This is a genomic window from Corynebacterium sp. HMSC073B01 (assembly GCF_001838255.1).
Classification (GTDB): Bacteria; Actinomycetota; Actinomycetes; order Mycobacteriales; family Mycobacteriaceae; genus Corynebacterium; species Corynebacterium jeikeium_D.
In genome coordinates this window covers 1-22,605 of the sequence record NZ_KV836142.1, presented here as the reverse complement: position 1 = coordinate 22,605, position 22,605 = coordinate 1, and the positions used below count along the sequence as shown (strand labels likewise).

The window sequence follows — 22,605 nt, the reverse complement described above, 5'->3', positions numbered from 1 at the left end:
GAAAATGATTAACCTCGAACTGCCGAAGTTCCTCAAGGCGGGCGCGTCCCAGTCGCATCAGGCCGCCGCTGAGATCTTCCGACCGATTTCCCGTAAGTACGATCTCGCTGAGCACGAGTACCCGAAGGAACTCGACACCCTTGCCTCCATGATGGACGGCATGGCAGATGGTGGCCGTGGCTTCTCCGGTGCTTCTGGTGGACGTGGCGACGATAAGAAGCCGAAGCGCACCGGTGTAAAGAACGGTGGCAACATGGCTTCGCTGCTCAACGTTATTGAGACCTGCTGGGGTGACGTGGGTCTGACCCTGTCTCTGCCGTACCAGGGTCTGGGTAACGCAGCCATCGCAGCTGTTGCTACTGATGAGCAGCTGGAGGCTTTCGGTAAGACCTGGGCTTCCATGGCAATTACCGAGCCGTCCTTTGGTTCTGACTCCTCCGCAGTTTCCACCACCGCCAAGCTCGATGGTGATGAGTACGTCATCAACGGTGAGAAGATCTTCGTCACTGCTGGTGAGCGTTCCGACTCCGTCGTTGTGTGGGCGACCCTGGACAAGTCCAAGGGCCGTGCTGCCATCAAATCCTTCCTGGTGAAGAAGGGCACTCCGGGCTTCACCGTGGAGCGTCTGGAAGAGAAGCTGGGTATTCGTTCCTCGGATACTGCAGTGCTCCGCCTGGACAACGTCCGCGTTCCGAAGGAGAACCTGCTGGGTTCCCCGGACATTGATGTTAAGAAGTCCTTCGCCGGCGCAATGGCGACCTTCGACAACACTCGTCCGCTGGTTGCGGGTATGGCCATCGGTGTCTCCCGTGCTTCGCTGGAAGAGCTGCGTCGCATCCTGGAAGAGGCTGGCATCGAGATTGACTACGATGCACCGGCACACACCCAGAGCGCTGCTGCAGCTGAGTACCTGAAGCTGGAGTCCGATTGGGAGGCTGCATACCTCCTGGCTCTGCGCGCTGCGTGGATGGCTGACAACAAGCAGCCGAACACTCTGGAAGCTTCCGAGTGTAAGGCCAAGGCCGGCCGTGCAGGCACCGAGATTTGCCTCCGTGCCGTTCAGCTGGCAGGTACCTTCGGTTACTCTGAGCGTAACCTGCTGGAGAAGTGGTCCCGCGACGTCAAGATCCTGGACATCTTCGAAGGTACCCAGCAGATTCAGCAGCTGGTCGTTGCTCGCCGCACCCTGGGCCTGTCCTCCAAGGAACTGAAGTAGTTACAGTTTCAGAGCAATCTACATACTGGTGAGCCGGTAAAAGCTCACAAAGATGCTCAAGCCACATTTCTTAAAACACCGTCCTGCCATGACTTGGTAGGGCGGTGTTTTATTTTGCGCTGTTTTGGCCGTGTGTCTCTTGTCGTTGCGTTCCTATTTTTCTGAGATTAGAGGGAGAGTTCATCTAATTTTCATCTTTAGGTTCTAGGCTTATTGGACATGAGCATTTCCCGCCGGGCCTACCTCTCTGTTGCAACTCTTGCTGCAAGTTCAATGGCCGTCGCGAAAACCTCGGGAGCGTACGGCCTTGAGTACGTCACGTCGGGTCTGGGGCTTACCCAGTCGGATTCCAAGTCGTGGCAGGTACTGGCTAGCGACTTGGAGGTCATCACTGTCACAGACACGTCAGTGGCATTTACATGGGCAACATATGCTCCGGGAGTGCAGACAGCGTATGGCTTCATTAAGCCGACCGTTCCTTCGGATGAGCGGGTGCTGCTTGGTCCTGCGGATTCAACGCAGTTAGAGCTCGTGCACGAGGGGTACTCAGAGTCGGGCTACCACCATGTGGTCATTGACGGGTTGGAGCCGGGACGGGAGTACCGCTTTGAGTGCTGGTCACACAACTGTCGCGCGGTTCCGTCGCTGAATATCACCATGAGCAAAACGGCACCGGAGAAGACAGGCGTCGTAAGTACTCTGCCAGCGTTGGCGGGTGCACATTTGGCGACGTTCGCGCTGACGAATGACACACACATTGGTAAGCCCAATCATGACGGCATTCGCATTGGCAACCTCGGTCTTTCCTCTGATCCAGGAGAGCAGCCTTTCGCCTCTATGCAATTGCAGGGTCTGGTGGACACGGTAAAGGCTGCCGGGTTAGACACTCTCGTCGTCAATGGCGATTGCACGGATAGCAACCGCCCTGAGGAGTATGACGAGCTCATCAGGGTTTTGGATACTTTCGGTGAGTTTGGGAAAAACTGGTTTGTCACCCGTGGTAATCACGATGTGCACCCGCCCGGGCTACCCAATATCAATGGTTTCCGGGGACGCGGAATCCGCAAGGGCAAGACCGCGGTTCCGGATTACTTCAGCCAGCGTCTTGTGCCGACGCAGCAGCACTGGTCGACTCGCGTCGGCGAAGTGCGCCTCATCGGTGTTGATACCGCCGAGTTTGGTTATGCAGGTGGGCGTATTAATGAGCGCCAGATGCGTGCATTGCGTGCTGAACTCGCAGAGGATCCAGAGCGTCCGACAATTTTGTTTGCGCACCACCCGTTTACTCAGGATGCGGTGCGTTCGCATTTCGGTGGTGAGGCATTCATGGTCGAGGCTCAGCAGGCCAAGGTTTTCCAGGAGATCCTGGCTGCCACGCCGGGCGCCAAAGGTGTGTTCGCTGGTCATACGCACCGCAGCCGTCGTGGTATCGCTGACTATGGGGATACGGACTTCTGTGAGCGGGGTGCTGCACTTGGCTATCCGGGTGGATACACGCAGATTCGAGTGCACACTGACGGTTACCAGATCAGCTACCACCGCACCACAACACCGCAGTCGCTGTCCTGGTCAACGAAAACTCGTTGGTCGATGTTCGGGTTGGAGCCAGAGTTTATGCTGGGAAAGATCTCCGATCGGAACTACGTCAATTTCTTCAAGAACAAAGTACCGCTCTGAGCTAGTGCTAGCTTCAAGCAGGGTACGCTGGGCAACGCATAGTGTTAATGGAAAATACGTAGTGGCAAGTTCCGCTGTGGGCGAAGTCGCACGCCACCACGTTATTGGCCGAGCACAAGTGTGGCTCTGAAGTAATAAGGAATTTAGCGATGACCGACCAGTACAACCCGCGTTCGTCCTCCCCGCAGGATTGGGAGCAGGACGGTTATGCAACATCTGCCTGGGAGCAGCCGCAGGGCGGGGCTCAAGGCCAGCACCAGCCTCAGTACCAGTACCAGTCGCAGGGGCCGAACCAGGGCGGTTACCCTCAGCAGTATCCGGCTTATCAGCAGGCTCCGGTACCTGAGCAGAAGAGCAACAACGGTCTGTTCGTGGCCTTGGGCATCGTCGGTGTTGCACTTGCAGCGGTCGCCGGTATCGGTGGCGCGTACTACCTGAATAATTCCTCCGATAATTCCCCGCAGTCTCCCGATACGGTTGCGGCAGGGGACTCGTCGTCAAGCACTGCGTCCCCGGCGCCGGTGGAGACGTACACGGAAACCTATACCCAGACCGTCGAGCCGGAAACGACGAAGCAGCCGGAGAGCAGCGCTCCTAGCACTACGCAGAGGGGAAATTTTGGTCTCCGCGCGTTCGGTATGGATCGCGATGATATCGATGCCAAAGGTTGGGTTGGCAGTACCGCTCGCTGCTCGGGTGGGTATTACGCGCGTGTGCTGGCGGAGACTTCTTCGGGTAAGGCCGTGATTTGTGAGAACTCCAATAACCGCCAGCAGCGCCATTACATTGGTGACTTCGGTGAGATTTCGGATACCCCGGATGCGTACACAGTAGATAGTTTCTCCGGGAACCGTGCTGTCGCGAAAAATGGTGGCTACACGTATACCGTCACTCCGAATGCGGTAACCGTGACCCAGGACGGCGAAGAGATTTTCCGTGAGCCCGTCACGGACTACGGTGTTTTGAACGCCGGCTAATCAGCTCTAGTTCTTCCTAGGACACGCAAAAAGGACGCGGTAACTTCCACAATGGAAGTTTTTACCGCGTCCTTTTCGTGTCTGCCGTTCGCTTTACGACGGTCCCTGCGCCCTAAGCCGCCTTCTCCTCGGCGGCGTTCTCCCACGGCTTCGGCAGGTGGCGAGGAACCACCTTGCCGACTGCGTTGCGTGGCAGTTCATCGAGGAACACGGTCTCGCGCGGAACGGCGAATCGGCTGAGGTGCTGCTTGACATATGTGCGAATCTGCTCATTGGTCAGGGCGCGACCCTCAGGGGAGTCGTCGCGGACAACCCAGGCAACCAGGGCCTGGCCGAAGCGCTCATCCGGAACACCTGCGACTGCGCACTCGCGGATGCCTTCGAGCTGGCTGAGCGCATCTTCGGTCTGACGTGGGAAGACGTTCTCGCCACCGGAGACAATCATGTCGTCCTCGCGACCGGAGATGTAGAGCAGGCCATTTTCCATTCGACCCAGGTCACCGGTACAGACCATGCCGTCAATGACCTGCTTGTCCGCGCCGGGGCGGGTGTAGCCCTCGTACAACATGTTGTTGCCCACGAAGATTCGACCGGTCTCGCCGTCAGCAACGCGGTTGCCGTCTTCGTCGAGAATCTGGACACGAGTGCCCAGCGGTGCGCGACCTGCCGTGGTCGGATTTGCCTTGAGCTCATCCGGGGTAGCAATGGTTGCCCAGCTGACCTCGGTGGAGCCGTACTGGTTGTAGAGAACCGGTCCGAAGCGCTCGAGGGTCTTGGTGACAATTCCCTCCGGAATGGCCGAACCGCAGGATGCGATGACCTTCAGTGATGTCGCACCGATGTCATAGTTGTCGGGGAGAATCTCAATCATGCGCTGCAGCATGGTCGGCACCAGGAAGATGGTGTGCGGAGAGTGCTGTTCGATAATGCGGAGGCTGTCGGCTGGATCGAACTTGCGGCGCATAATCATGGTGGAACGCAGTGCGATGCACAGCTGTGCAGTTGCGAAGCCCCAAGTGTGGAACAGCGGAGCCGCAAGGTAAGCCGGGCGACGCTGACGCAGCGGAATGCGGCTCATGATGGAAGATGCCGGCATCCAGCTGCGCGGCTCCGGGCGCTTGGCGCCCTTTGGAGTGCCGGTGGTTCCGGAAGTCAGAATAATAACGCGGCCACGGCGCGGGCGGCTTGGCAGCTCGGCGGTCGGCCACTTTGCCGGCGGTGCCGTCTTCAGCATCTCCTGCATGGAGGTCCAGCCTTCGCGAACGCAGGAGGTGTCACCGTAGTTTTCAAACCACGACACGGCGACCGGGCATTCATCGAAGTCCTCCGGCAGCATGTGAGTGAATTCCTCATCAATGAACAGGAAGTCAATCTTCTGCTCACGAATCACGGCCAGAGTCTGCTCGGCAGAGGCACCGGTGTTGAGCAGTACCAGGTCGGTGCCGAGGCGACCGTGGGCGCACAGAGCCATAATGAAACCGCGGTGATTGCGAGCCAACACACCGATGCGGTCGCGCTGCTGAATATCGCCGTGGCGGAGTGCTCGCGCCAGGGCAGTGGAGCGCTCGTGCAGTTCCTCGTAGGTCAGCGAGCCGCCGTCATCAATAATTGCGGTGTGGTGCGGATCGCGGCCGGCTGCAATGCCGAGGAGACCAGCTGGCAGGAAGTCCCAGCGGTAGATGGAATTTAATGCTTTACCAGCCGCGCCGGGTCCCATCGAGCCGAGGACACCAGCCTGCGTCACCGGTGCGAGTCCGAGGACGAGGTCCGAGGTAGCTCGCGAAGCTTTGCGCACCTTATTGAGGATCGAGGTCTGTGGGTCAGATGTCATAGTCACTCATCTTCCGTGGTTCATGTCCTGTGGTCTTCGGAGAGTCCTAATCAGGCGAAACCTCATCGGTAGGACCGCCGACTTAGTTTCTTTTACAGTAAGAATAAGTGTCCTAGGTCACTCTTGTGTAGGTTTTTGCAAAATTTTTTTATGAGAAACGAATATTTGTGAAGACCTGTATTGTGACCAGTGAAAATGGTCAAACGTGCAGATGCTCTCTTTTCCAAAGGTGGCGTCTGTTAGATAGAAGGCCCTGTATTGAAGTTGTTTTTCTAGAAAAATTCCTTCAAACATGTTCCAATCCAACTACGCCCACGTCTCCGTTGTGGAGGGCAAAGTTAGTCGATATGACTTAGGAGAATCTATGGATTCCGCTCTCAAGGCTCGAGTGTCCCTGGGGATTTTGTCAGCTCGAGTGGTAGTAGCTGGGGCAGTCGCAACCGGCGCTGCTTTCGGTCTTGCAGCATGTGGCGATAGCGATGACGTCGATCCGGCTCCTGTCCAGACCACTACGGTGACTTCGACTGAGAAGCAGGACGATGATCGCGACGACTCTGATGACGTCGATGACATGGAAGACGATCGTGACGACGATGATCGTGACGATGACATGGACGACGATGATCGCGGCGATGGTGATGACGATGACGGCGATTTGGATGGCGATCACGACGACGATAACCGTGTGAACAACTAGGTGTCCTTATTCGCACTGTTGAGTGCGTGAATTGCTAGCGGTCTTCTCAAAGCCTGAACCCCAGCTCATCGGTGAGCTGGGGTTCTTTATCAGGGGCCACTAGCTGTACTGACCGGAGACGTTGGTCAATCGTGAGAAGGGCGGCTGGTTCCCGCAAGCCGTGTGAGGCCAGTGCTGCGTAGGCGTGGAGCAAGAGCGTCCCCTTGGAATAGACGGAGGGGGCCGATAACTCGACCCCCTCACGGTTGTTAGCGAGGATTCCTCTGTGAACCGCTAACTTTAGGACAGACCCTTTGCTTGCTCGATGGCGGTGAAGTGACGTTGGGTGCTGGGCTGTTCCAGCTCATCGAGTACGGCCAGGGCCAGGTCCGCAGGGGTGATCCGCGACGTACCGTCGTGGTTGATCAGAAGCGTGTCACCGCCTCGGCGATAAGCGCCGGTTCCCTGTCCGGGCTCGAAGACTGCCGACGGACTCAGGTAGGTCCAGTTCTGGTTCGGATGTTCTGTACATGCGTTGAACTGGTCGAGGCTGGCCGATGCGACGTCACGCCACTGGGGCGGCACGAAGGTGGGGTCGTCCAGGACGCGCAACTCCCGATCGTGAGGTGAGCGTAAGGGCGCTGCTCCTCCTACGACCAGAACCCGAACCCCCGCGACAGCGGCGTGGTCGAGGACATGGCTGGTCAGCGGAGCCACACTGCTCTCATCGCCGGGGGCCATGCGCACGGCGAGCACGACGGCGTCTGAGTCGTTCAGGACGGGCTGCAGGGGTGCCTCGAGATCTGTCAGATCGAGACGAGCGACGGTAGTATGCGGGTCGTTGGTCTCCGGTGGGTTACGCGATACGGAAGTGACGTGGTGGCCGCGGCGTGTGGCCTCCTGCGCGATCGCGGTACCGGCCATGCCGGTGGCTCCGAGAATCGTGATGTTCATGAATTGTCCTTTCGATAATTGGTGGGGGCGGGGAGCTGGCCACAGACCATGGCAGCCAGGGCGATCGCGAAGCCGAGGTACTGCTCGGCTCCGAGGTGTTCATGCGCGATCAGGGCGCCGAGCAGGGCGGCGACCAACGGCGAGAGGAGTCCCAGGAGGGCTGTGGACGTGACCGGAAGCCGTCGGATGCCGGTAAACCAGAGGCTGTAGGAGACCAGCGCCCCGACCAGGCCGAGCCAGGCGTACCCAAGCCAGCCATGGACAGGAATTACCGGCGGTGGTCCCTCCACCAGCAGCGCCGGAATCGCCAGCAGCAGGCCGGCGGACGTCAGCTGCCAACCGGCCAGTGCGACGGGCGAGACACCTTCCGGGAGCTTCCACTTCTTGGTGAGGACCACGCCGGTGGCCATGGCCACTGCGCCGCCGAGTCCTTCAACCACGCCCACCGGGTTCAGGGCAGCGCTTGGACCGAGAACCACGAGGGCCACGCCCACGACACCCACGACACCCCATCCCAGACGCCATCCGGAGAGTTGCTCGTGGAGGACAGCCACGGCCAGCAGGGCAACGATGATGGGCTGTACCGCATTCAGCGTGGCCGCTACCCCGCCCGGAAGACGCTGCGCCGACAAGAACAGCAGGGGGAAGAACGCGGCCATGTTCAGACCGCCCAACACGAAGCTCTTCCACCTCCACGAACCGCGCGGCAGCTGCCTCGACAGGCACAAGGCGATGATCCCTGCCGGCAGCGTCCTCATGAACGCAGCAAACAATGGATGCCCGGCTGGGAGGAGGTGTGTGGTCACGATGTATGTCGTCCCCCACGTAGCGGGGGCCAGCGCCGTCAAACAGGTCCACAGCAACGAACCGCGGCGCCCATGAGAAGAAGTGTTCATGCATCCAGCATCAGTCGCTCACCAGTAGTGAGTCCAACACATTGTTCTCACCCAAACAATGAGCTGCTATCATGATTGGGTGGAACTCCAACAGCTCAGGTACGTCGTGGCGATCGCCGAGAAACGCAACTTCACGCGAGCAGCAGAACGCTGCTTCGTCGTGCAGTCAGCCCTGAGCCACCAGATCAAGGCCCTCGAAAAGGAACTCGGCACGGCACTGTTCGTGCGCTCATCCCGCCGGGTCGAGCTGACCCCCGCCGGCGAAGCCTTCCTCACGGAAGCACGGATCAGCCTCGCAGCCGCTGACCGCGCCGTGGCGGTCGCCGCCGAGGCCGTGGGCCAGGTCCGCGGAAGCTTGTCGGTAGGTGTGATCCCGACGGTCACAGCCGTCAGCGTGCCCGACATCGTCGCAGCCTTCCACGCCAGCCATCCCCACGTGGATCTCACCGTGCGGGGCGGGGGAAGCAATGAGTTCATGCGCGATCTCAGCAGCGGGAGACTCGACGTAGCATTCCTCGGCGTGGACGCCGACGTCACCCCAGCGTCCGGACTCACCGCGCACGAGATCGCCCGAGGGCGTCTCGTCGCTGTCATGGCGTCACAGCATCGGCTAGCACACAGGGGCACCTTAGCCCTGGCCGACCTGGCCGACGAGACGTTCGTTGACTTCCCGGCCGGGTCACCGGGCAGGCTCCAAGGCGATCGGGCATTCGCTGCCGCAGGCCTTCAACGCCGCGTGGGCTTCGAGGCGATGTCGACCGAGCTCATGCTCGCCCTCGTCGAACGCGGGTTGGGCGTCTGCCTGCTGCCCGTCGACTGTGTGCCAGCCAACCCAGCGCTGCGAGCCATTCCCGTGGTCGATGGCCCTTGCCGGACCGAGTACATCGCGTGGGGATCTTTCAATCCGAGCCCCGCCGCTCGAGCGTTCATCGAACAGGTCAAGGAATCAATCGCCCTGCACATGGTCGACTGATGCCAGATCGCGTCGATCAACGTCTCCGGTCAGTACAACTAGCTATTGCTCTGCAGTGTCCTGTTTCTTGTTGAGCTCAGCGGCATTGCTTACCTTTTCGGCAATATCTGTGGCCTTTTCCTCTGCGTCGGCCCATGGCCCAGAGTCAGAGACCCATACATTGAGCCTAAGAAAATCAGCATGGATGATTGATTTTAAGTAGCCGTCAATATCGCCGTTGGTTAATTCTCCTGTCTCGGCGTCGCTGTTTTCTCCGCTAACTAGGATGACAATCATTCCGTCGGGATCTTCGAATTCGTACGAGCATCCGATGCCTAGGGAGCCCCAGTTATACTGTCCAGCCCCTGTTTCTGCAGGCATATAGTCGCGTGCGTCGCAGACGTTAAGCCAGTCAAGCGCCTTTTTGTAGTTATAAGCGGCTGCGGCAGCTTGGTTGGACTCGAGACTCTCGCGATGAGTTTCCGAGTTCTTACTCTTCAGCTCATCAATCTGTGCTTGCAGCTCGCTTTCCTGCTCTTCTAGCTGTTGTTGTAATGAGTAAATCTCTTCATTCGCGCTTGCGAGCTCGGACTCAGCATTCTTGCCACCCATGGCAAAACCTGCCGCGCCGGCAACAATCACTCCGACTGCGCCGACAACGAGTGGCAATGTCAGCGTTCTATTCTTTCTCGGCTTGGTATCAGAAGTTTTGCTAGACGAGTCCACCGCGGAGGTTGACTGGTCGTTGTTCCATGGATCGATGGGTTCATATGTGCTCATTTCTACCCGACTACCTTTACTTTCTGTGCGATTGTGATTGGTTCGAATCCCGGTTGCTGAGCTGTCACAGCAACGATGTATTCACCGGGTTCTGTAAACGTTGCGTAGGCCTTTTCCCCAAACCGGCGAACGATTTGGCAAGGAGTATGTTGTCCAGTAACACCTGCGCTGGCACTTGCAGTCGGTTTGCCTTCGGCATCGTAGACATCCACCTTGTTTTCACAAGTTTCAGTTCCTCCGGTCTGGCTGAAATTCCACATCAACCTGACGTTTGCTTCGCCATCAACCAGGGGATAGGTCAACAGGCTATTGGACCCCTCGAAGGGAAACGTGATCCGAGCAGTGTCGAAGCCACCCAATTCTTTCTGGTGAGCAGTTGCGTCAATCTTGACGTTTTGGCGCTTGGCGCTGCCAGGTTCCATGCCACCAATTTTGGTCAGCTCCATCGAGCTGTTCAGCGTTATTGCACCGGAGTCATCGCCCGAATCCGAAAGTTCGCTGTTTGGAGAATTCTTATCCTGCGAACTGTTGGCATATTCCTGCTCTGGCTCTTCCGACTCGGTCGAGCTCTCAGTCGAGTTAGGGGGTTCGGATTGTGCATCAGAAGCAGGGGACGTTTCTGTAACTGTCACCACTGCGGGGGACTCCGGGGCAGCGTTGTTAGTGGGCATACCTGAGCAGCCAATCAGGGTCAGGGCAGTCGCGGCGGCTGCCGCAGCTAAAACGTGCTTTGAATGAAACTGGGATGACATGGGCGTTAAAAAACCTCCGAGTTAAGCGCCGAATAAGCGTTTTCTTCATCTGCTTGACGACGCTATAGCGGAGGCCTCAGAAGCGGTACGGGAGTTCTCCCGGTGACTTTCACTACCCGTGCGGGCTTAACTAAATCCTGTCGGGTTCAGCGAATTAATCGTTGGGCAGAGGATCGAGGGAAAGAACCGCTTAATGAATCTCCAACAGCTGAAAGATGCGGCCAAAAGCTACTTCTCAAAAACCACAGATATTGTGAAGGATGTTCCAGATCGCACTAAAGTTTGGCGCGGTGATTTGGAGGATCAAGGAATTATTCCGAACCGTGTTGGTGTAGATCAAGAAGGTCGTATCATTCCGCCATTTTTTGTCTGGTGGGCACCCTGGATGTTTCGAGTCGTACTCGTTATCGCCGGATTCATAATTGGCGGAGTTTTGGAATCTATCAATAGTGGCCCATATCCAGATACGGCGATGTTGATTCCATTCGCCATGGGGTTTGCGATGTGGTTCTTGCGAAATCAGACTAGTTGGATTCCCGGCCTCATTATCACGGTGCTGGCAGTCACCGCAGCATCGCTTATGTCTAAAAGCGTCCTTATTTCGCTCGAAGCATTAATCCTTTTCGCTCTCGTAGTCCTAGTGGAATATATCTACGCTCGCGCCGCATTCGACTACAGCACTGCCACAGCGTTTGAAGAGATGAAGCAGGCGCTTTCTACGTACGGCACTGCCTATGAGCTGGAAGAGCGAGAGGACGCCAATGTCAATGGAGAGACTCTGACAACTGTCTCCGCGCTTGATTCGGGGCGCCCTGCTCGGGCAATGATTCGACTGTTGCCGGAGCATGTAGTTCCCGGATGGCTTATCGCAGTAGATCCTGCCAGAAGATTCATGACAGGCCTGTCCCCAGAACAACGTGTTCGCATCAGTGAGATTCAGGAGCAGATGTGAGTCTGAATCCCGCAGTTCGAGACAACCTAGCTGAAAATCTATTTTCAACAGGCGCAGTGCCAACGGGGGCCAAGTTAGCTCAGTTGATTGCTGACATTCCCATGGGCGGAGATGCCTCTTCCTCGGATTTTTGGGAAGCGCGTGTCCGTTTAATTCGAGACTTGTTGTTCTTCGGTGAGCAGTCCCAGCGTGCACTGGACATCATCGATGAGCTGCACACCGAAGATTTCGTTGACGCGGTGCGAAAGAAGTTTGGTGTTTCCTTTCGACTTGTTCTTAAACGAGTACAGCGTCCTCAGTACTTCTTCACTGATGTGCAGATGAAGGCAGTTAAAGAGGGGTTCTTGAAGCCGTATGCAAAGGGCAGCGGAAAAGCGATTACCGAGCACGGGCTTGAAGAGTTCTTTAATCGGATATTGGTTCCAACGTCCAACCGCATGGAGCTCCGTGAATACGTCGACGTTGAAGATAGCCAGGAAATTGAGACTGGTCCGACGAACAATGCAGAGAAAAGAGTCTGGGCTGCCTTTAAAGAGGCCAGTAGTGCAAATACCGACATTCGGTCGATTGCAGATGTCATTGCGAGCGGTTTTCGTGAACAGTCCGAAGGCGCTATCGACGGCAAGTCAATCGATAACGACATGCTGAAGGGTGCAACGAAATCCATTGGTGCGAACTTTCGTACCGGTTCGCCAGAGGCTGAAACCCGCACCGTTCTCATTCGAAGGTTGCAAGCAGTCGATAATCCAGCGGATTTAGTGACTCGACATACTTTCGGTCTGCTGAATGACGAATCGTCGCTGGACCCAACGAGACTTCGTAAAGAATTGCAAATTGCTGAGGGAGCCTACTGTTCTAGTTCCGATTCGACAATTGAGAATCGTGTACTTCAAAACGTCAATCGAACGGATGCGCTCGAGAAACCACCGCTAGAAAAAGGATCATGGGGTCAACAAGCACAAGAGAATGAAAAAGATTTAATTACAAGGCGTTTGATGGTTTTACTAATACCTTTGACCGCTGTATCCGTTATCTGGTCTCTAATTAACGACTTGAAATATTATCCCAATAGCTATGCCCTTGTGCATAATGCTGGGTCGGCACTGACCTTAGGTCTATTTCTTGTGATTTTGCATAAATTGGTCAGAGCGCGGACAGCTAAAAGGTGGATAGGGGTGTTCGGCTTTGTATATGTATTCTTTGCAGCGGTAATTGGAGAAATCTTCTTCACATATTTCGATTGGGAGATGTCGTTAATAGTAATCATGGTTGGCATAACGCTTGTCTATCTATTCGCCAAGGGTAAGGAGTATAAAAATGGGGTTCTTTAATAACAAAAAGGGTGAAAATAAAAAGGCTGCCAAGCATTCGGACAGTCGTGCTGATGAGTATCAGGAACGAGATCCTAAGTATCCGGAGGTTGACTTCGGTGGAGCGCATAATTTCGCCCCGCTGCCGAATTTTGATGAGTCCTTCGACCCCCGGGGCACGGTCGACAACGGTGATACCACAGGTCAGGAGCCGGTCGAGTATTCCGGAGACCCAAAACTAGACACCGACGAAGCTGCATGGTCCAAGGTTGATTACGCCGATTCTGGCAGTGCTGATTCTGGCAGTGCCGATTCAGCTAACGGCGAAATTGATGGTGTTGGACAGGCAGCGGAAGGAACACCAACCCAGGAAGATATTCCTCCCGTTCCGGTGGAAGAGCTCCCAGAAACGGATGCTGAAAGTACCGCAGGTGTTGCGGCCGGGAACGTCGTAAAGCAGTTGGATTTGATTCAAACACGGCTGGACACAATGAACGCAGTATTGCGCTCTCAAAGTGAAGAGTTGGAAGCGCTGACTGATCGTCGTTGGTACGCCCAGTTGATGCCGCTGGCGGAAAAGTTGGCGGCCATCCATGACGGGATTTGCGCTGACCTTTCGCGGCTCGAAGAAACTACCGAAACTGATGGCAGTGACCTGTATTCGACCCTGGATTTCCTGCAGGACTCGATCGCAGATGCGCTTCAGTCCATGGGAGTGGCAATTACAGAGGCGAAGGTGGGCGATGCCTTTGATTCTTCAATTCACCGTCGTACCAAATTCGCGGATTCGGATAACCCCGCGCTGCACCGCACGCTGGCGCCATCACGACGAATCTCGCACTACTACACCTTCACCAGTTCTACCAGTCCAATTGTGGTGGCCAAGGCGCCGGTCACGGTGTACCGGCACAGCGGCAACTAGGCCAAAACTCGAGTCTGAACAGAGCACAGCTCGAGTCCGGCCAGCACACAACTAGAGCGCTGACACGGCAAAAGAAGTCAAGAATCCAACAGATTTCAGAATAAGGAGAAAAATCATGGCTGAACGTATTTACGGCATCGATCTGGGCACATCCAATAGCGCAATTTCCTACGTGGACTCACTGGGTGTTCCTGTCATTCAAGAAAACCTCGACGGAGATCTGTCGACACCAAGTGTGGTGTGGTTTGAATCGAAGGCCAATACCGTTGTCGGAAAGCTGGCACGTGAAGAGAAGCTCTTCAGCCCCAATGACGTCATCGAGCTGGTGAAGCGGAGCATCGGCACCGATAAGAAATGGAATTTCAGCGGGAAGGCGTATACCCCGGAGGAGATTTCTTCATTGATTTTGCGCTCGTTGGTTCCAGACGAAGCAGCTGACGACGAGATTTCGGCAGTTATTACTGTGCCGGCATATTTTGGTGCGAAGGAGCGCGAGGCAACTCGCAACGCAGGGCAGATTGCTAATTTCAATGTGTTGGAGCTGGTAGCAGAACCGGTTGCTGCGGCCCTCTACTACGACTCCAAGCAGCCTCTAAAGGACAAGACCTTGCTGGTGTATGACCTCGGAGGCGGTACATTCGATGCCACGATTGTGCAGGGGATTGACAACACCTTCCGGGTTATTGCCACCGACGGTGATGCTCGACTGGGCGGTGCTGACTGGGATAAGGCGCTTGGTGAATTTATCCTGGATAAATTCATTGAGCAGACTGGTGACGAGGAGGCGGAAAACGATGAGACCTTCGTCGCTAAGTTGCATGAGCAGACGGTGAACTGTAAAGAGGCGCTGAGTAATGCGGAAAGCGCCACTGTGCGACTTGCCAGTGACTCTGGTTCCCGCGCCAAGATTGCCGTTACCCGCGAAGACTTGGAGCGTGTCACGGCGCCATTGCTCGAGCAGACGGAGATTCCTTTGACCCGTGTATTGGAGACGGCAAAGGAAAAGGAGCCGGGACTGACAATTGATGAGGTCATCCTGGTGGGTGGATCTTCGCGAATGACCGCCGTAACCAAACTGGTGGAGCGTCTGACGGGTAAGAAGCCACTGTTGGTTGAGCCTGATCTAGCCGTTGCTAAGGGTGCTGCCCTTGCTGCGATGATCAGCAAGCTCGGGGGAGTGGTTAATGCTGAGTCCAGCCCTGCTGTCCAACAGCAGTCAATTGCGCAGATCGCGGCTGAGACAGGGATTGACGCCGGGCAGCTAGCCGCGCTGTCGGAGAAGAAGGTGGCAAATGTATTGCCAAAGTCGATTGGCATTCGAGTTGTCGATCATCTGAACAACCCGTACATCGACTATCTGGTCAACCAGAATGACATGATTCCCCTGTCTGAGCCGGTGGTCCGGGAGTATTCGACCGTAGCTGATGGCCAAGAGGAAGTAGATTTGACGCTGTATCAGCAGGCCAGTGACGTTCCATCCGAAGATGTCGCTCTCAATGACATCATTAGTGGATCGGAATCTATGCTGACAGGTATCCCGCCGTTGCCCAAGGGTCAGCCAATTCAGGTTAAGTTCTTTGTAGCAGCAGACGGCATGATTACCGTGGAAGGCACTCACGTTCCATCGGGTCGCTCAATCGAATCCCACGTGCGCATTGGTGTGATGAATGAGGAAGAGATTTCGGCTGCTCGCACGACGATGATGAAGGTTTCTGTCAGCCAAGGAGATAACTGATGACCGACGATCGCACTCTAATCCCGGGCGTCGATGACATTGACAGCGGTGCAAATTCCGATACTGATGGTCGAAATCGGAAGATTCTGCTGTTCGTGCTCGCCATTCTGGTTGTCGTCATCCTGGCAATGGTGGTCTGGATCCTAAATTTCCGCTCTAACCAGCAGGATAACGCCGACGGGTTGTTTGAAACCACTGAAAGCACCGAAGTGGAAGTCTCGCCGTCCTACTATGTGGGCGATGATCAGGAACCAACCTCGACTACAATCGCACCGCCTGCCGACGATCGGTTCGTAGACCCAGAGGTCTTAGCGTCGACCGTTGATCCGACGTGCCCGATGCTGCAGAGTGCCTGGTCAAACCAGGGCTCCGATATGGACTGTGAAGCATATTACGAGGTAGTGCGGGCGCTCAGTAAACAGCGGCAAGAGCAAGGAACACTGCCAAAGCAGACGACAATCGAGATTGAGTATGACGGTCAGCCACTGACGATGGAATGCCAAGAAGTTTCGCCTAATTATGATTGCCGCTCTGAGTCTGGGATTCAGATTATGGTGGGTAATCTCGATGGGTCTGGGCAACGGAACCGATGACTAATCTTCCCCAGGTAGGCGATATTTTTGAGGGCTACGAGGTTGAAGCTCTCATCGGTGCCGGCAATATGGGGACTGTTTTTCGAGTACGAAATCCCAAGCTGGGCCGAAACGAAGCACTGAAAATCGTCCCACTGCCGGAAGAGGCCAGTGCTTCTAAGCGAATGGAGGCACTGTTCCAGAACGAGGTTTCTATCGCAGCCACTGTTCACGTTCCCAACGTTGTGACCGTGTTCGATGGCGGGCGAGCCGGGAACCTGCTTTGGTTCACCATGACTCTTATTAGCGGTAATTCGTTGGGCGCTGAACTGGCCGAATATCCGCCGCGCACTTTCGATAAGAGCGAGGTCATGTCGATTGGTGTGGAGATTGCTACCGCGCTAGATCGGCTAGCAAAGCACGAACCAGCGGTGATTCATGGTGATGTAAAACCATCAAATATCGTCGTAGAGCGAGATTCGTCGGGGCTTGTGTTAAGCGCGACGCTTGTGGATTTCGGTGTATCAACCGCCACTGAAATCGACAGTGTTGGCGTGACCAATCGTGTTGCCGGCTCATTGCCCTACATGGCGCCAGAGATCTTCACTAAGGGTTGCATTAGTGCAGCTAGTGACGAGTATGCGTTTGCGTGCACGATATTCGAGCTGTTGCAGGGATATAAGGCATTTCCAGCTACTGACGCGGCCAGTGCGCGGCAATTGCACTGCGGTAAGCGACCGGTTACCAACCTCGGTGCGGTAGTTGATTCGGTCTTCGCCAAGGCGTTGGCGGTTGACGCCGATGAACGCTACGAATCCTGCAATGCGTTTATTAGCGATCTCATTGCTGCGCTAAATGGTGGTGCCGTCGAGGTTCGCAATCCGAAGAACCGGAAGAAAGCCCTTGCAGCGTTCTCCGTAGTGGCATGTCTAGGCCTTATTGGTGGTGGCATTGTTGTTGCCGAACGTAGCGGCATTGGAGATGGCGGTCTCTTTAGTGCCAAGCACTTGGCACAGCCAGTAGCTATCGGAGGTTCTGCGGAACCGATGCGACTTCGCGCTCCCGATTTGGCGAAGGGGCCTCGGATTCCGGTGGGTGACCGATGGACCCTTACGTCGTTAAGCGACGTCCCCATCGGTGAGAAGAGCTGGCAGGGGATTCAGCGGATGGGAACATTCAACGGTGCTGCATATCACGCGACGCAGTTTGCTTCGGCAGATGAATTCTTGCTGCCATTTCGCCACGGTATTGATGAGAAGAAGCCGATTGCAGAGGCTGAAAATGACAAATGGCGGGGTGAAATTCTGGATGCCGTGAGCAAGAACCGGTCAGTGGCTGAACCAGCTGGCTCTGAAGTGGTGAAACTGCGAATGGAGCCCGATGGTCGCCGGCTGGATGTCCTACAAACGTCAGGCTCATTTCAAGCTGTGAACAGCGAAGGTTCCGAGGCAACACGGCCGATTAATTACTGCTTGGTTCAGCCGGCGGAAAGTTCTGCGCCATCCAGTCCCGAAGTGCTTCGTCCGGTATTTGTCGTTTTGAGTGAAGGCGATCCTTGTCCTGCTGCCTATGACACGGTGGCGGCGTGGGCAATGCAAACCACGACGAATTAAGCGATAACGCCGAGAATATTTGTTATATTTCGGATAACTATCATGAATGCCAGTCACTTCAGCCGTCGTTGGGCGATTCCCCCAGGAGCGTTGGGTAGGGTTCCTGATTCGCGGTTGGTGGCTGGTGGTGCGAGAGAAAGGCCTGGTCAACGTGACATCGCTCCCAACACTTGTGGTTGATAATTTGTGTGGGGATGCGATTGTTGCCAATCCGAGTGAGGGATTGACCATCGGGCGTGACGCCGACCTCAAAGTGGGCGAAGATAACCGCTACATGCACCGCATAGCAATGTATGTGTATGCGGAATCCGGAATGTGGTTTCTGCTCAATAACTGCGAGCACGTGACTGCAATGGTGCACATTCCGGAGGTGTCGCGGTCATTCCGGCTGGCTCCGCAACAGCGTTTTGATTTGAGCTACCCGGAGTATTTCATCCGCTTTTCCGTCAAGGATGACCAGTACGAAATTCAGATTAAACAGGATATTGAGCACGCCGATGCGAAGGTCGTGCTGCCAACTGACGGGACTGAAACCATCTCGGTTGGGGAGCTGCCGGAGCGCCAGCGTGCTCTGATCGCTGCATATGCGGAGGATTATCTGCGCGGCCGAATCGACACCATTATGGTTTCATGCACCGATGCCGAGGCCGGCCGAAAGCTGGGAGGCAAGACCGCAAAGGCAGTCGAGCATTACCGCACCGCACTTTTTGAATCCGCTTTGAGCAAGGGGCTGGTCTCAAGCAAGGAGTGGCAACGGGTTAATCAAAAGAGCCGTCTGCAGCTGGTAGTTGTCGCTGCAATCGAAGCACGATTGGTCACTGCAGACGACTTGAAACTGCTCGCTTAACGACGGTACTTGCGATAAGTCAATCCTTTAATTGGCGTGTTCACAGTAGTGGTTCGGCCGCCACGGGCATTCTTCGTCCACCGAACGGGCCCCATGCGATAGGAATATCCGAGGCCAGAACGCGATAGCGTAACCCGGGAGTTGCGGGTGGGGCGGAAGGTCTTTCGGAAGCTGAATAGTTTGAAAGCCATTGATATAAATCCATTCTCGGTGCGTCACAGACTGCCATGCGCTCTGACCGTGCTGCTTTGGACAGCATCGCTCTCTGACTGCATTGTGCCGGTGACATAAGCGGATAAATCGTGGTGCGTTTGATGGCACCACTGTCCAGATTTGGGCAGTCCAGCATGGTTTAGCTAGGGGAGAACTCCCCGGGGAGAACTCCCGTTTCTTTTGTGTCCGAGAGTTTTTAATCTGAGATCATGTTCACCAAGAAGATTTCCGCTGTAGCCGCCGCAATCACTGCCGCCACTGCGCTTGCTGTTGTCAATCCGTCCGTCGCCGATGCAGCTACGAACTACCCCAAGATCAACCGTGACTATGTCAGCTATTCCACAGACGGAGAAACCGTAGTCTGTGGTGGGTCGGTAAATCAGGACATGTTCCGCTGCCAGACCACAGCTAAGTGGGGTAACAAGAAGAACGCCCACAATCTGGTCACCTTTGATCTCGAGGATGCATCTGGAAGTTGGGAAGCCGGAATGAGCGGTGGAAATTGGGATGCCTCGCGCCCGCCATTCCGACTGAAGGAAGGGAAGAAGTACAGCTTCCACGGGATCGTGGTCCTGAATAAGAATGGCACCCTGTACTTCAGTTCTCCGTACCACGAGGTGCGCGGTGAAGTGACTCCGTATGAGTGGGAGATTATGGAGACTGACTGATATCCCGTGCAAATACTCCTTCTTGTCTGGCGTTTGGCTTAACGCGCAGGAGTAATTCATTCCAACATTCGTTTCCTCCCGGTGGCATTGCCGCCGGGAGCTTTTGCTGCCGTACGAGCAGTGATACCTCTCTCGACCAGGCTGTTCGCTACTGGCGTACGGCTATAGGGATTAATCTGTGTCGCGTCGCGTTTAAGCTAGGTGAAACAACCTTTATTGAATTACGGCAAAAATAGACACTTGAAAGGGCAGTGATGTTCGAGAGGTTTACGGACCGAGCACGTCGCGTTGTCGTCCTGGCACAGGATGAGGCACGCGAGCTCAATCACAATTACATCGGCACGGAGCACATCCTGCTCGGCCTGATTAGTGAAGGCGACGGTGTAGCTGCCAAGGCGCTGGAGTCCATGGGTATTTCCCTGGATGCTGTGCGCTCTGAGGTAGTCGACATTATTGGTCGTGGCTCCCAGCCGCCGAGCGGTCACGTGCCGTTTACCCCGCGTGCAAAGAAGGTGCTGGAGTACTCTCTGCGCGAGGCTCTGCAGCTGGGTCACAAGTACATCGGTACTGAGCACCTGCTGCTCGGCCTGATTCGTGAGGGCGAAGGTGTTGCTGCTCAGGTCCTGGTTAAGCTCGGCGCTGACCTGCCGCGCGTACGTCAGCAGGTTATTCAGCTGCTCAGCGGTTTCCAGGGCGATGAGTCCGATGGTTCTCCGGAGCAGCGTCCGGTCGGTGCTACTTCCGGCGCTCGTGTGCAGGAGGGTAACCACCAGTCGGGTTCGCTGGTGCTTGATCAGTTCGGTCGTAACCTGACCGTTGCTGCACGTGAGGGCAAGCTGGATCCGGTTATTGGCCGCGAGAAAGAAATCGAGCGCATTATGCAGGTTCTTTCTCGTCGCACCAAGAACAACCCTGTGCTGATTGGTGAGCCTGGTGTTGGTAAGACCGCCGTCGTGGAGGGGCTTGCACTGGACATTGTCAACGGTCGTGTGCCGGAGACGCTGAAGGATAAGCAGCTTTACTCTCTCGACCTGGGCTCGCTGGTTGCGGGTTCCCGTTACCGCGGTGACTTCGAGGAGCGTCTGAAGAAGGTGCTCAAGGAGATTAACCAGCGCGGTGACATCATCCTGTTTATTGACGAGATTCACACGCTGGTTGGTGCCGGTGCCGCCGAGGGCGCAATTGATGCAGCCTCGATTCTGAAGCCGAAGCTGGCTCGCGGTGAGCTGCAGACCATCGGTGCTACCACTTTGGATGAGTACCGTAAGCACATCGAGAAGGACGCCGCTCTCGAGCGTCGTTTCCAGCCGGTGAACGTGCCGGAGCCGAGCGTGGATCTCACTATCGAGATTCTGCGTGGTGTTCGCGATAAGTACGAGGCTCACCACCGCGTATCCATCTCGGACAAGGCGCTGGTTGCGGCAGCTACCCTCTCGGATCGTTACATCAACGACCGCTTCCTGCCGGATAAGGCTGTTGACCTTATTGACGAGGCCGGTGCTCGTATGCGCATCAAGCGCATGACTGCCCCGGCTGACCTGCAGGAGATTGACTCCAAGATTGCCGATGTGCGCCGCCAGAAGGAAGCCGCCATCGACGAGCAGGACTTCGAGAAGGCAGCTGGTCTGCGCGACAAGGAGCGCAAGCTGGGCGAAGAGCGCCGCGAGCGCGAGAAGAAGTGGCGTGCGGGCGAGTCCGACACCATCGCTGAGATTGGCGAGGAACAGATTGCGGAGGTCCTGGCTTCCTGGACTGGCATTCCGGTGTTCAAGCTCACCGAGGAAGAGTCCTCGCGTCTGCTGCGCATGGAGGATGAGCTGCACAAGCGCATCATCGGTCAGGAAGAGGCTGTCAGTGCTGTCTCCCGCGCTATTCGTCGTACCCGTGCTGGCCTGAAGGACCCGAAGCGTCCGTCCGGTTCGTTCATCTTCGCTGGTCCGTCCGGTGTTGGTAAGACCGAGCTGTCGAAGGCTCTGGCCGAGTTTCTCTTTGGTGAGGAAGACGCACTCATTCAGATTGATATGGGTGAGTTCCACGACCGCTTCACTGCTTCTCGTCTCTTCGGTGCTCCTCCCGGATACGTCGGCTACGAAGAGGGCGGCCAGCTCACCGAGAAGGTGCGCCGCAAGCCGTTCTCCGTCGTGCTTTTCGACGAGATTGAGAAGGCCCACAAGGAGATTTACAACACCTTGCTGCAGGTCCTGGAAGACGGTCGTCTGACTGACTCGCAGGGTCGAGTGGTGGACTTCAAGAACACGGTTCTGATCTTCACCTCGAACCTGGGTACCAGCGACATTTCCAAGGCTGTTGGTATGGGCTTCTCGGGTGTCGGCGAGGCCGATGAAGATGGCAAGTACGAGCGGATGAAGGACAAGGTCCACGACGAGCTGAAGAAGCACTTCCGTCCGGAGTTCCTGAACCGTATCGACGAGATTGTGGTCTTCAGGCAGCTGAGCCAGGCTGAGATTGTCCAGATGGTCGACCTCATGCTGGCCCGCGTCAGCGACCAGCTCGACGAGAAGCGCATCACCATGGAGATTTCCGACCGCGCCAAGAACCTGCTGGCCAAGCGTGGCTTTGATCCAGTGCTCGGTGCCCGTCCGCTGCGTCGCACGATCCAGCGCGAGATTGAGGATCAGCTCTCCGAGAAGATTCTCTACGGTGAGGTTGGTCTCGGCGAGACCGTCTTCATCGATGTCGAAGGCTGGGATGGCGAGTCCAAGGACGTCGACAAGGCGAAGTTCACCTTCACCAACAAGGGCAAGGCCGGTAACGTTGATGCCGACGGCGGTGCTCTGGCTGACTCCGAGGAAGACAAGGACGTTCTCGGAAATGCTGACGGCACCCTGAGCGTTGAAGCCGACGACATCGAAGGTGCTGCTGACCAAGCCGCTGCCGAGGCAGAGGTCGACTCCGATGACGACGGCCACAACCCGCCACCGGCTGGTGCGGGTGCTGGCCAGCCGCTCTAAGAGGTTTAGCCGCTAGCAGTACCAACGAACACTGCCGCCCCAGTTCCGACTCCATTATGGGGTTAAGTGACAAAAAGTGTGTCTGATTTT

Annotated in this window: 20 protein-coding genes; 14 read left to right on the top strand and 6 right to left on the bottom strand. The window is 56.1% G+C overall.

Features of this window, described 5'->3' with window-relative positions; all coding sequences use genetic code 11:
* Nucleotides 1–4: 4 nt before the first annotated feature.
* The 3 genes from HMPREF2849_RS02590 (at nt 5) to HMPREF2849_RS02580 (ending at nt 3,870) form a co-directional block, all read left to right on the top strand.
* Entirely contained in the window at nt 5–1,216 is a 1,212-nt protein-coding gene (locus tag HMPREF2849_RS02590; protein ID WP_016421475.1) for an acyl-CoA dehydrogenase family protein, read from the top strand.
* A gap of 219 nt (nt 1,217–1,435) precedes the next feature.
* On the top strand, nt 1,436–2,893 hold the full coding sequence (locus tag HMPREF2849_RS02585; protein WP_070546620.1) for a purple acid phosphatase family protein: 1,458 nt from the start codon (nt 1,436–1,438) through the stop codon (nt 2,891–2,893).
* Between the two features lie 149 nt (nt 2,894–3,042).
* Nucleotides 3,043–3,870 carry a hypothetical protein gene (locus HMPREF2849_RS02580; RefSeq protein WP_070862566.1) on the top strand — a complete coding sequence of 276 codons (828 nt, stop codon included), beginning with the start codon at nt 3,043–3,045 and terminating at the stop codon, nt 3,868–3,870.
* A gap of 112 nt (nt 3,871–3,982) precedes the next feature.
* Here HMPREF2849_RS02580 and HMPREF2849_RS02575 read toward each other — a convergent pair whose 3' ends face one another.
* A complete protein-coding gene (locus HMPREF2849_RS02575) occupies nt 3,983–5,701 on the bottom strand; it encodes an AMP-binding protein (protein ID WP_070439713.1) in 1,719 nt (572 codons plus the stop codon).
* Nucleotides 5,702–6,065: 364 nt separating this feature from the next.
* On the opposite strand from HMPREF2849_RS02575, the gene HMPREF2849_RS02570 reads away from it, so the two are divergent.
* Nucleotides 6,066–6,398: a hypothetical protein gene (locus HMPREF2849_RS02570; RefSeq protein ID WP_070546626.1), complete on the top strand. Its 333-nt coding sequence runs from the start codon at nt 6,066–6,068 to the stop codon at nt 6,396–6,398.
* A 279-nt stretch (nt 6,399–6,677) separates the two neighbouring features.
* Here the strand turns inward: HMPREF2849_RS02570 and HMPREF2849_RS02565 are convergent, their stop codons facing one another.
* Together HMPREF2849_RS02565 and HMPREF2849_RS02560 are read right to left on the bottom strand one after the other, a co-directional pair.
* On the bottom strand, nt 6,678–7,331 hold the full coding sequence (locus HMPREF2849_RS02565) for an NAD(P)-dependent oxidoreductase (RefSeq protein ID WP_070439709.1): 654 nt from the start codon (nt 7,329–7,331) through the stop codon (nt 6,678–6,680).
* Entirely contained in the window at nt 7,328–8,227 is a 900-nt protein-coding gene (locus tag HMPREF2849_RS02560) for an EamA family transporter (RefSeq protein WP_070439707.1), read from the bottom strand. Before HMPREF2849_RS02560 ends, HMPREF2849_RS02565 begins: the two co-directional genes overlap by 4 nt.
* Before the next feature lie 58 nt (nt 8,228–8,285).
* Here HMPREF2849_RS02560 and HMPREF2849_RS02555 point away from each other — a divergent pair, with 58 nt between their 5' ends.
* The gene (locus HMPREF2849_RS02555; protein ID WP_070439705.1) at nt 8,286–9,200 is read left to right on the top strand and encodes a LysR family transcriptional regulator; all 915 of its coding nucleotides are present in this window, start codon (nt 8,286–8,288) and stop codon (nt 9,198–9,200) included.
* 42 nt (nt 9,201–9,242) lie between these two features.
* Here the strand turns inward: HMPREF2849_RS02555 and HMPREF2849_RS02550 are convergent, their stop codons facing one another.
* The gene (locus HMPREF2849_RS02550; RefSeq protein ID WP_070439703.1) at nt 9,243–9,959 is read right to left on the bottom strand and encodes a hypothetical protein; all 717 of its coding nucleotides are present in this window, start codon (nt 9,957–9,959) and stop codon (nt 9,243–9,245) included.
* A 2-nt stretch (nt 9,960–9,961) separates the two neighbouring features.
* Nucleotides 9,962–10,711, bottom strand: coding sequence for a hypothetical protein (locus HMPREF2849_RS02545; protein WP_224784054.1), 750 nt, complete (start codon nt 10,709–10,711; stop codon nt 9,962–9,964).
* Nucleotides 10,712–10,904: 193 nt separating this feature from the next.
* Here HMPREF2849_RS02545 and HMPREF2849_RS02540 point away from each other — a divergent pair, with 193 nt between their 5' ends.
* From HMPREF2849_RS02540 to HMPREF2849_RS02510, 7 genes are all read left to right on the top strand, one after another.
* Complete coding sequence (locus tag HMPREF2849_RS02540; RefSeq protein ID WP_070546633.1) at nt 10,905–11,663, top strand: hypothetical protein; 759 nt, start codon at nt 10,905–10,907, stop codon at nt 11,661–11,663.
* Nucleotides 11,660–12,994, top strand: a complete 1,335-nt coding sequence (locus HMPREF2849_RS02535; protein ID WP_070862565.1) for a hypothetical protein — start codon at nt 11,660–11,662, stop codon at nt 12,992–12,994. Before HMPREF2849_RS02540 ends, HMPREF2849_RS02535 begins: the two co-directional genes overlap by 4 nt.
* Nucleotides 12,981–13,895, top strand: a complete 915-nt coding sequence (locus HMPREF2849_RS02530; RefSeq protein WP_070862564.1) for a hypothetical protein — start codon at nt 12,981–12,983, stop codon at nt 13,893–13,895. The genes HMPREF2849_RS02535 and HMPREF2849_RS02530 overlap by 14 nt, the downstream gene beginning before the upstream one ends.
* 115 nt (nt 13,896–14,010) lie before the next feature.
* Nucleotides 14,011–15,630 (top strand): Hsp70 family protein, encoded by a 1,620-nt coding sequence (locus tag HMPREF2849_RS02525; protein WP_016421465.1) that lies wholly within the window; start codon nt 14,011–14,013, stop codon nt 15,628–15,630.
* Nucleotides 15,630–16,223, top strand: a complete 594-nt coding sequence (locus HMPREF2849_RS02520) for a hypothetical protein (RefSeq protein WP_016421464.1) — start codon at nt 15,630–15,632, stop codon at nt 16,221–16,223. The genes HMPREF2849_RS02525 and HMPREF2849_RS02520 overlap by 1 nt, the downstream gene beginning before the upstream one ends.
* Nucleotides 16,220–17,815 (top strand): serine/threonine-protein kinase, encoded by a 1,596-nt coding sequence (locus HMPREF2849_RS02515; RefSeq protein WP_016421463.1) that lies wholly within the window; start codon nt 16,220–16,222, stop codon nt 17,813–17,815. Before HMPREF2849_RS02520 ends, HMPREF2849_RS02515 begins: the two co-directional genes overlap by 4 nt.
* A 46-nt stretch (nt 17,816–17,861) precedes the next feature.
* Nucleotides 17,862–18,662, top strand: a complete 801-nt coding sequence (locus HMPREF2849_RS02510) for a hypothetical protein (protein WP_224433510.1) — start codon at nt 17,862–17,864, stop codon at nt 18,660–18,662.
* Here HMPREF2849_RS02510 and HMPREF2849_RS10925 read toward each other — a convergent pair.
* The gene (locus HMPREF2849_RS10925; RefSeq protein ID WP_016421461.1) at nt 18,659–18,853 is read right to left on the bottom strand and encodes a DUF4236 domain-containing protein; all 195 of its coding nucleotides are present in this window, start codon (nt 18,851–18,853) and stop codon (nt 18,659–18,661) included. The two genes, HMPREF2849_RS02510 and HMPREF2849_RS10925, sit on opposite strands and share 4 nt — an antisense overlap.
* A 231-nt stretch (nt 18,854–19,084) precedes the next feature.
* On the opposite strand from HMPREF2849_RS10925, the gene HMPREF2849_RS02505 reads away from it, so the two are divergent.
* Together HMPREF2849_RS02505 and HMPREF2849_RS02500 are read left to right on the top strand one after the other, a co-directional pair.
* The gene (locus HMPREF2849_RS02505; RefSeq protein WP_038626607.1) at nt 19,085–19,543 is read left to right on the top strand and encodes a hypothetical protein; all 459 of its coding nucleotides are present in this window, start codon (nt 19,085–19,087) and stop codon (nt 19,541–19,543) included.
* A 254-nt stretch (nt 19,544–19,797) separates the two neighbouring features.
* A complete protein-coding gene (locus HMPREF2849_RS02500) occupies nt 19,798–22,515 on the top strand; it encodes an ATP-dependent Clp protease ATP-binding subunit (protein ID WP_070549855.1) in 2,718 nt (905 codons plus the stop codon).
* Nucleotides 22,516–22,605 lie beyond the last annotated feature (90 nt).

Excerpts from the sequence above, each read along its gene's own strand:
- HMPREF2849_RS02590 (WP_016421475.1), top strand. The coding sequence starts at position 5 with ATGATTAACCTCGAACTGCCGAAGTTCCTCAAGGCGGGCGCGTCCCAG.
- HMPREF2849_RS02585 (WP_070546620.1), top strand. The coding sequence starts at position 1,436 with ATGAGCATTTCCCGCCGGGCCTACCTCTCTGTTGCAACTCTTGCTGCA.
- HMPREF2849_RS02580 (WP_070862566.1), top strand. The coding sequence starts at position 3,043 with ATGACCGACCAGTACAACCCGCGTTCGTCCTCCCCGCAGGATTGGGAG.
- HMPREF2849_RS02575 (WP_070439713.1), bottom strand. The coding sequence starts at position 5,701 with ATGACATCTGACCCACAGACCTCGATCCTCAATAAGGTGCGCAAAGCT.
- HMPREF2849_RS02570 (WP_070546626.1), top strand. The coding sequence starts at position 6,066 with ATGGATTCCGCTCTCAAGGCTCGAGTGTCCCTGGGGATTTTGTCAGCT.
- HMPREF2849_RS02565 (WP_070439709.1), bottom strand. The coding sequence starts at position 7,331 with ATGAACATCACGATTCTCGGAGCCACCGGCATGGCCGGTACCGCGATC.
- HMPREF2849_RS02560 (WP_070439707.1), bottom strand. The coding sequence starts at position 8,227 with ATGAACACTTCTTCTCATGGGCGCCGCGGTTCGTTGCTGTGGACCTGT.
- HMPREF2849_RS02555 (WP_070439705.1), top strand. The coding sequence starts at position 8,286 with ATGAGCTGCTATCATGATTGGGTGGAACTCCAACAGCTCAGGTACGTC.
- HMPREF2849_RS02550 (WP_070439703.1), bottom strand. The coding sequence starts at position 9,959 with ATGAGCACATATGAACCCATCGATCCATGGAACAACGACCAGTCAACC.
- HMPREF2849_RS02545 (WP_224784054.1), bottom strand. The coding sequence starts at position 10,711 with ATGTCATCCCAGTTTCATTCAAAGCACGTTTTAGCTGCGGCAGCCGCC.
- HMPREF2849_RS02540 (WP_070546633.1), top strand. The coding sequence starts at position 10,905 with ATGAATCTCCAACAGCTGAAAGATGCGGCCAAAAGCTACTTCTCAAAA.
- HMPREF2849_RS02530 (WP_070862564.1), top strand. The coding sequence starts at position 12,981 with ATGGGGTTCTTTAATAACAAAAAGGGTGAAAATAAAAAGGCTGCCAAG.
- HMPREF2849_RS02525 (WP_016421465.1), top strand. The coding sequence starts at position 14,011 with ATGGCTGAACGTATTTACGGCATCGATCTGGGCACATCCAATAGCGCA.
- HMPREF2849_RS02520 (WP_016421464.1), top strand. The coding sequence starts at position 15,630 with ATGACCGACGATCGCACTCTAATCCCGGGCGTCGATGACATTGACAGC.
- HMPREF2849_RS02515 (WP_016421463.1), top strand. The coding sequence starts at position 16,220 with ATGACTAATCTTCCCCAGGTAGGCGATATTTTTGAGGGCTACGAGGTT.
- HMPREF2849_RS02510 (WP_224433510.1), top strand. The coding sequence starts at position 17,862 with ATGCCAGTCACTTCAGCCGTCGTTGGGCGATTCCCCCAGGAGCGTTGG.
- HMPREF2849_RS10925 (WP_016421461.1), bottom strand. The coding sequence starts at position 18,853 with ATGGCTTTCAAACTATTCAGCTTCCGAAAGACCTTCCGCCCCACCCGC.
- HMPREF2849_RS02505 (WP_038626607.1), top strand. The coding sequence starts at position 19,085 with ATGTTCACCAAGAAGATTTCCGCTGTAGCCGCCGCAATCACTGCCGCC.
- HMPREF2849_RS02500 (WP_070549855.1), top strand. The coding sequence starts at position 19,798 with ATGTTCGAGAGGTTTACGGACCGAGCACGTCGCGTTGTCGTCCTGGCA.